The organism is Paraglaciecola sp., from assembly GCF_030730205.1.
GTDB lineage: Bacteria > Pseudomonadota > Gammaproteobacteria > Enterobacterales > Alteromonadaceae > Paraglaciecola.
In genome coordinates this window covers 1-5,959 of the sequence record NZ_JANQVQ010000020.1, presented here as the reverse complement: position 1 = coordinate 5,959, position 5,959 = coordinate 1, and the positions used below count along the sequence as shown (strand labels likewise).

The 5,959-nt window shown below is 37.6% G+C and carries 5 protein-coding genes; all 5 read left to right on the top strand.

The features are described from left to right. Window positions 1-2 precede the first annotated feature (2 nt). On the top strand, window positions 3-740 hold the full coding sequence (locus NWQ57_RS01985) for an ABC transporter permease (RefSeq protein WP_306020299.1): 738 nt from the start codon (window positions 3-5) through the stop codon (window positions 738-740). After that, window positions 737-1,387: an ABC transporter ATP-binding protein gene (locus NWQ57_RS01980; protein ID WP_306020298.1), complete on the top strand. Its 651-nt coding sequence runs from the start codon at window positions 737-739 to the stop codon at window positions 1,385-1,387. Before NWQ57_RS01985 ends, NWQ57_RS01980 begins: the two co-directional genes overlap by 4 nt. Window positions 1,388-1,389: 2 nt before the next feature. After that, window positions 1,390-2,826, top strand: a complete 1,437-nt coding sequence (locus tag NWQ57_RS01975) for a lipopolysaccharide biosynthesis protein (RefSeq protein ID WP_306020297.1) — start codon at window positions 1,390-1,392, stop codon at window positions 2,824-2,826. A 38-nt stretch (window positions 2,827-2,864) separates the two neighbouring features. Next, window positions 2,865-4,727, top strand: coding sequence for a glycosyltransferase family 2 protein (locus NWQ57_RS01970; RefSeq protein ID WP_306020296.1), 1,863 nt, complete (start codon window positions 2,865-2,867; stop codon window positions 4,725-4,727). Between the two features lie 31 nt (window positions 4,728-4,758). After that, the coding region (locus tag NWQ57_RS01965) for a glycosyltransferase family 4 protein (RefSeq protein ID WP_306020295.1) at window positions 4,759-5,959 on the top strand (1,201 nt) is incomplete at its 3' end.

Here is a 5,959-nt window from a genome sequence, read left to right as displayed (position 1 = left end):
TCATCTTTGCCTTGTTTGCCAGAGAAATCCGTACAGGCTTCAATGACAAATTTGGTATTAGTTGGGCGGTAATTAATCCTATTACTTTTATCTTTATGCTTTCATTCATGCGGGGAAGGCTCGACGGCGGCTTAACCCACGGTCTTCCAACTTTTGTGTTTATGGCATACGGATTTTTACTCATTCAAAGTTTTTTACAAACACTTGGTGCATCTGCTACTTCAATAGCGAAAAACAAGGCATTATTTGCATTTAGACAAGTTCAGCCCATTAGCGCGGTGATTGCTGCCAGTTTATTCGAATTACTCGTAAAGATATTTGTATTGCTAGGGATTTTACTTAGCATGTACTTTTTGAAAATGGATGTTCAGATTGAAAACCCCTTGTTATTGATTGCTAGCTTCGGTTTGTTATGGATTTTCGCCATGGCTCTTGGCCTTATTTTCGGCCTCGCTGAGATGTTTGTAGCTGAAATACGCAAAGTAAGAGAAATAGTGACAAGGCCTTTGTTTTTCGTTTCGGGGGTTTTCTTTTCGCTACAAGATTTTCCGATGGAACATTGGTATCTGCTGAATTGGAATCCAATTCTTCATGCAATCGAACTTTCAAGATTTGCTGCGTATTCAGATTATGGGGACGCAGGTGTTAGTCTGTTATATCTTGCTATTTCAACTTTAGTTTCTGTTTTTCTAGCTTTAGTTATTTATCAAGCGTCTTGGAAGCAGGCAATCAGTCGATGATTAAATTAGAAAACATTACTAAATATTATCCATCGAAACGAGGCAATCAATACATCTTTAAAAATTTAAGTTTTGAAATCCCGTCAGGCCACAACATCGGTATTCTAGGCGCTAATGGAGCGGGTAAATCCACTCTTTTTAGACTTTTAGCCGGTAGTGAGTACCCAAATAGTGGAAAAATTATTACTGATTTAAGTTTGTCATGGCCTGTTGCTTTATCATCGGGTATTCATCCTCAGATGACAGGACGAGAAAATACAAGGTTCATTGGTCGAGTAAATGGTGTGGCAGATTTAGATGCCTATGAGAAAAGAGTGAAAGAGTTTGCTGATTTGGGGGCTAAGTATGAGCTCCCGGTAAAAACATACTCAAGTGGTATGAAACCTCGATTAGCATTTGGCTGTTCTCTCGGCATCGATTTTGATGTTTACCTAATTGATGAAGTAACTTCTGTCGGAGATGCCAGCTTTAGGCGAAAAGCAAAAGCTGCCTTGTTAGAACGAAGTGAAAGGGCCAACGTTATAATGGTAAGTCATGAAATGGACGAGATTAGACAATTTTGTGATAGCGCAATTGTGTTAAATAAGGGACAGCTTACTTTTTATAATGACTTAGAACACGGCATAACAGAATATATGGCTTTATAACAATGACAATTGATGCACAAAAACAATTAGAAGATCGTTTCAGTAAACTTAAGAGCCAATATAGCCAAGCGCAATTGGCAGATGCAGAATTTCTAAATCTTGAAGTTGATAGATTAAAACTGGTAGATATTTTATTAGCCTATCGGCTTATGCAACATATTAAAAATGTAGATCCGTCCAGTGAGAATCAAGAAAAATTAAAGTGTGTGCAAAAAGAAGCATTCAAGGCTTACCCTAACATAGAGCAGACTTCGTCAACTGAAGCGACATTTATTAACAAAAAAGATAAAATTTTGATGAAAAATAGAATGCTGGCTATGTGGGCCAGTGAAAAATTTAATAATTGGCGTAAACCCATAGTATTATTGGTTGCGTTTCCTTTTCTACTTTTTGCTTTTTATCAAATTATTTGGGCAAGCCCTCGCTTTGAAAGCCAAGCAAAAATTATCGTAAAAGAGCCCGCTGGCATGGCAACAATGGACCCTGCGATGGCTGTCATGTCTGGTTTTGGCATTTCGTCTGGTGGAACGGACACTGAATTATTAAAGTTCTACATTTACTCCACAGATATGGTGATGTACCTAGAAAATAAGCTATCACTTCGCCAACATTTTAGTGATAAAAACTACGATTTTTTTAGTCGACTCTCTGATGGCTCTTCTTCTGAATCTCTGTTGAATTATTACTTAAAAAGAGTGACTGTAGATATTGATGAGACTTCTAGGGTTGTATCAATTCATGCACAAGGTTTTACGCCGGAGTTTGCCAAACACCTCAGTGAGTCAGTTGTAGAGCGTGCGGAATGGTATATTAATGAAATTGGTCATAAGTTGGCGAAGGCGCAATTAGAATTTGTGCAAAATGAGCATGAACTTGTGCAAATAAAACTTCGGAATGCAAAGACAGAATTGCTTGAATTTCAGAGAAAATATGACTTGTTAGATCCTCAAGCAGAGGGTGCGGCACTTCAGCAAATAACCTACAGACTTGAAGCAGAGATTGCTGCTAAAAGAACCGAGCTCATGACGCTTCGTAGCAGTATGAGCATCGACGCTCCGTTAGTTATGCAAGCAACATCTGAACTAAATAGCATGATTGAGCAACTGAGTAGCCAACGAAATAGGCTTGCGACAGGAAAATCATCTAATACCGAATCTGACGAGCTCAGTGTTGGTGAAATCTTAGCAAAATTTAGCGATTTTAGAATCAATATGGAGCTAGCTTTGCAATCATATACCTCATCGCAAATTTCCTTGGAAAAATCTCGTATCGAAGCTTATCGCCAATTGAAATATCTTGTAGTGGTGGAATCACCTACACTGCCAGAAGATGCCAAATATCCTAATGTTCAATATAATCTAGCCCTAATGCTAGTGTTACAACTTATGTTATTTGGCATTTTAAAAATTGTTTTAGCTACGTTAAAAGAATTACGGTAAAGCAGCTTTAGATTGATGCCCCTAAAGCGGAAAAATTTATGAAAACAGGAAACTATATTGTGGGAAATTTAGATAGTAAAATGTATGGAGTGCTTGACGAGTATTCACTTAGTCAAATTAGAGAAATTTTTGATAAAGCCTATTACTTGTCTAAAAACAAAGATGTAAAAGCGCAAAATGTCGATGCATTTACCCATTTTATGAATTATGGCTGGATTGAAGGTAGAGATTTTTTAAATACAAACATAGTTTTCCCTCCTCTACCCGTCGAGTTAGGTTTTAAATCAAATCGTTTAATTAGCATCGTTAGGGCATGGTTAACGGAGTATTTTGCCAAGCAATTAGCCATTGCTAAAAATGACTATCAAGAGTTGATCATATTTATAAATGAAAACACGAATCTAAAATTATATGCAGAAGAAAATAGCTTTAAAATTCCTTCTGAACTCATAACAGACCATTTTATTGCAGCATCAGTAGATGGAAGTATTCTGAAACATTCGAATGTTAAAGAATACAAAAATGTCGCAAAAGATATCCTCTCAAAGATAAAAAGTTTTAATCATGTAAGTCGCTCATTCGATCTGTTGCCGATAAAAGAATATTATAAATTTCCAAGTTTACTTAATTTAAATAGCTATTGTGAATTAGCATTTAAGGTTGATTCATTCATCGTTGTAGTAGGATGGATGACTGATCAGAAGCAAGCGAAAGATCTGAAAATAAAAGACATTAATGGCAATGTTATAGCTAAAATTTTAGCCAAAGAAACGCATCGGCGAGATGATGTGAAAGCCATTTATTCTCACATTGAACATTCAAGAGATGCTGGCTTCGTCGGAATATTCGAATGTGTTTCTCAAGAAGATATATATAGTCTTGGTGAATGCAGTGTTGAAGTTAACACTCACGCAAACACTTACCACATGAAACTTGAAAACCTAAGGGATGCTAACGTTGAAAAAATGTATCTAATCGATTATTTAACAAACCTTTGGAGTGGCTTCTCTAGCCCGATTGAATACAAAGTGACGAAAACATTTTTGATGGTTTTGAAAAGGCTATTGGGGATTGACCAAGATATTGATACAGATATTTATACCTATGGTGATACAAAAACTAACCCTACCTCATCAGTCATTATTCCTCTGTACGGTCGTTACGATTTTATGCGGTATCAATTATCAAATTTTTCACGCTTTGGTTGTTTAAAAACGGCTGAAATTATTTATGTAGTAGATGACCCTCGAATAGCTAAAAATGTCATTAAAGTGGCGCCAGAATTATATAAGCTTTTCCAAATTCCTTTTAAGTTGCTCTTGTTAGAAAAAAATGTCGGTTACGGCAGAGCAAATAATATTGCAGCGCAACATGCCGTCTCAGATAACTTAATTTTACTTAACTCTGACGTATTGCCCATGAGCAGTGATTGGGATACCCGTTTGGTCTCTTATCTTGAACAAACAGACAATGTTGGATTGATTGGTGTTCGTTTGCTATTCGAAGACGGTTCTATTCAGCATGATGGCATGGCGCAAATGGAACTTGATGACTTTCCTGGTCTTAAATTTAATGATCATCCCAAAAAAGGATGGCCTTTGAGCATGGTTAACACACCAAAAGAATTCGCGAGGTGTGACATGGTAACTGCCGCATGTGTAGCGATCAAAAAGTCGCTTTTTAACAAACTAGAAGGGTTTGATTCTGATTACCTGCTAGGCGACTTTGAAGATTCAGATTTATGTCAAAAAGCCTTGGCTCATGGACACAGTAATTATATCGCTCGAGACATCGAATTATTTCATCTTGAAAGACAGTCACAAAATTTAACAGAACCTGGTGATTGGAAGTTTAGAGTCACCTTAATTAACGCACATACCTTTAACCATAAATGGTGTTAATTACATTTCCTAATACATAAAGATGACCAGAATGACTAAAAAAATACTAATTATTTCACACGCTCACCCAGAACTAAGCAAGGGCGGGGCAGAAGTAGCATCATGGAACCTTTTTCAGTCGCTAAAAGAGGCAGGACATGAGTGCTTGTACCTAGCGAGATCTGAAAACTTATCACACGGTGGATCTACATTTTCTGTCCGTCAACAAGATCAGATAATGTTGCACACCAGCATAACAGACTGGTTTTGTTTAAGTTCAAGTAATACTAAACACCTTTTTGATGACCTTGGTGAATTGGTTAAAGAGTTTTCACCAGACATTATGCACGTTCATCATTATGCACATATCGGTATTGAAATTTTTACAGCATTAAAACGAGCTGCGCCTCAGGCTAAGCTCATATTTACCCTACACGAATACATGGCAATTTGTATGCACAACGGGCAAATGGTTAAAAATAACAGCCTTAAACTGTGTTTCAAAGAATCGCCTGCAGATTGCAATAGGTGTTTTCCTGAACGCTCGCCAGCAGACTTTTTTTTACGAAAACAATATATTCTCGACCAGTTTGCCAGCGTTGATGAGTTTATCTCCCCGAGTCAATTTTTGGCGGATAGATACATCGATTGGGGCATACCCAAAAACAAGATGCACGTGATAGAGAATATTTTACCATCATTCGAAAAATTGTTGCCCAGGCCCCTAGGAACAGAAAAAAAGCGAGGTCGTTTGGCGTTTTTTGGCCAACTTAATTTGTACAAAGGCATTGATATTTTGCTACAAGCCCTGGCACTTCTGCCAGAAGACATCAAAGCACACATACACCTTGATATTCATGGAGCAAACCTTGAGCTGCAAAGTCAGGCGTTTCAAGACAAAGTCACGCTATTGTTAGAGGATGTACAGGAACTTGTCACAATGCGTGGCGCTTACGAGTCAGAGCAGCTCCCCATTTTAATGCAAGAAACTGATTGGGTGATTATCCCCTCAATTTGGTGGGAAAACGCCCCAGTAGTGATACAAGAAGCCATTGCATTAGGGCGGCCTTTAATTGGCTCTAACATTGGTGGAATGAAAGAAAAAATTGAGGGCATTGCAGGTTTAACTTTTCAGGTCAAAAGCCCTGCGTCATTAGCAAATGCAATTTTGGAAGCGATAGAACCGCTGACATTTGATAAAAATTATCATTCACTACATACCAAAGTTGATATGTATGACGCTCATTTAGCAG

What these genes read in the sequence shown, in the direction of transcription:
- NWQ57_RS01970 (WP_306020296.1), top strand. Translation starts at nt 2,865, where the DNA reads ATGAAAACAGGAAACTATATTGTGGGAAATTTAGATAGTAAAATGTAT.
- NWQ57_RS01975 (WP_306020297.1), top strand. Translation starts at nt 1,390, where the DNA reads ATGACAATTGATGCACAAAAACAATTAGAAGATCGTTTCAGTAAACTT.
- NWQ57_RS01980 (WP_306020298.1), top strand. Translation starts at nt 737, where the DNA reads ATGATTAAATTAGAAAACATTACTAAATATTATCCATCGAAACGAGGC.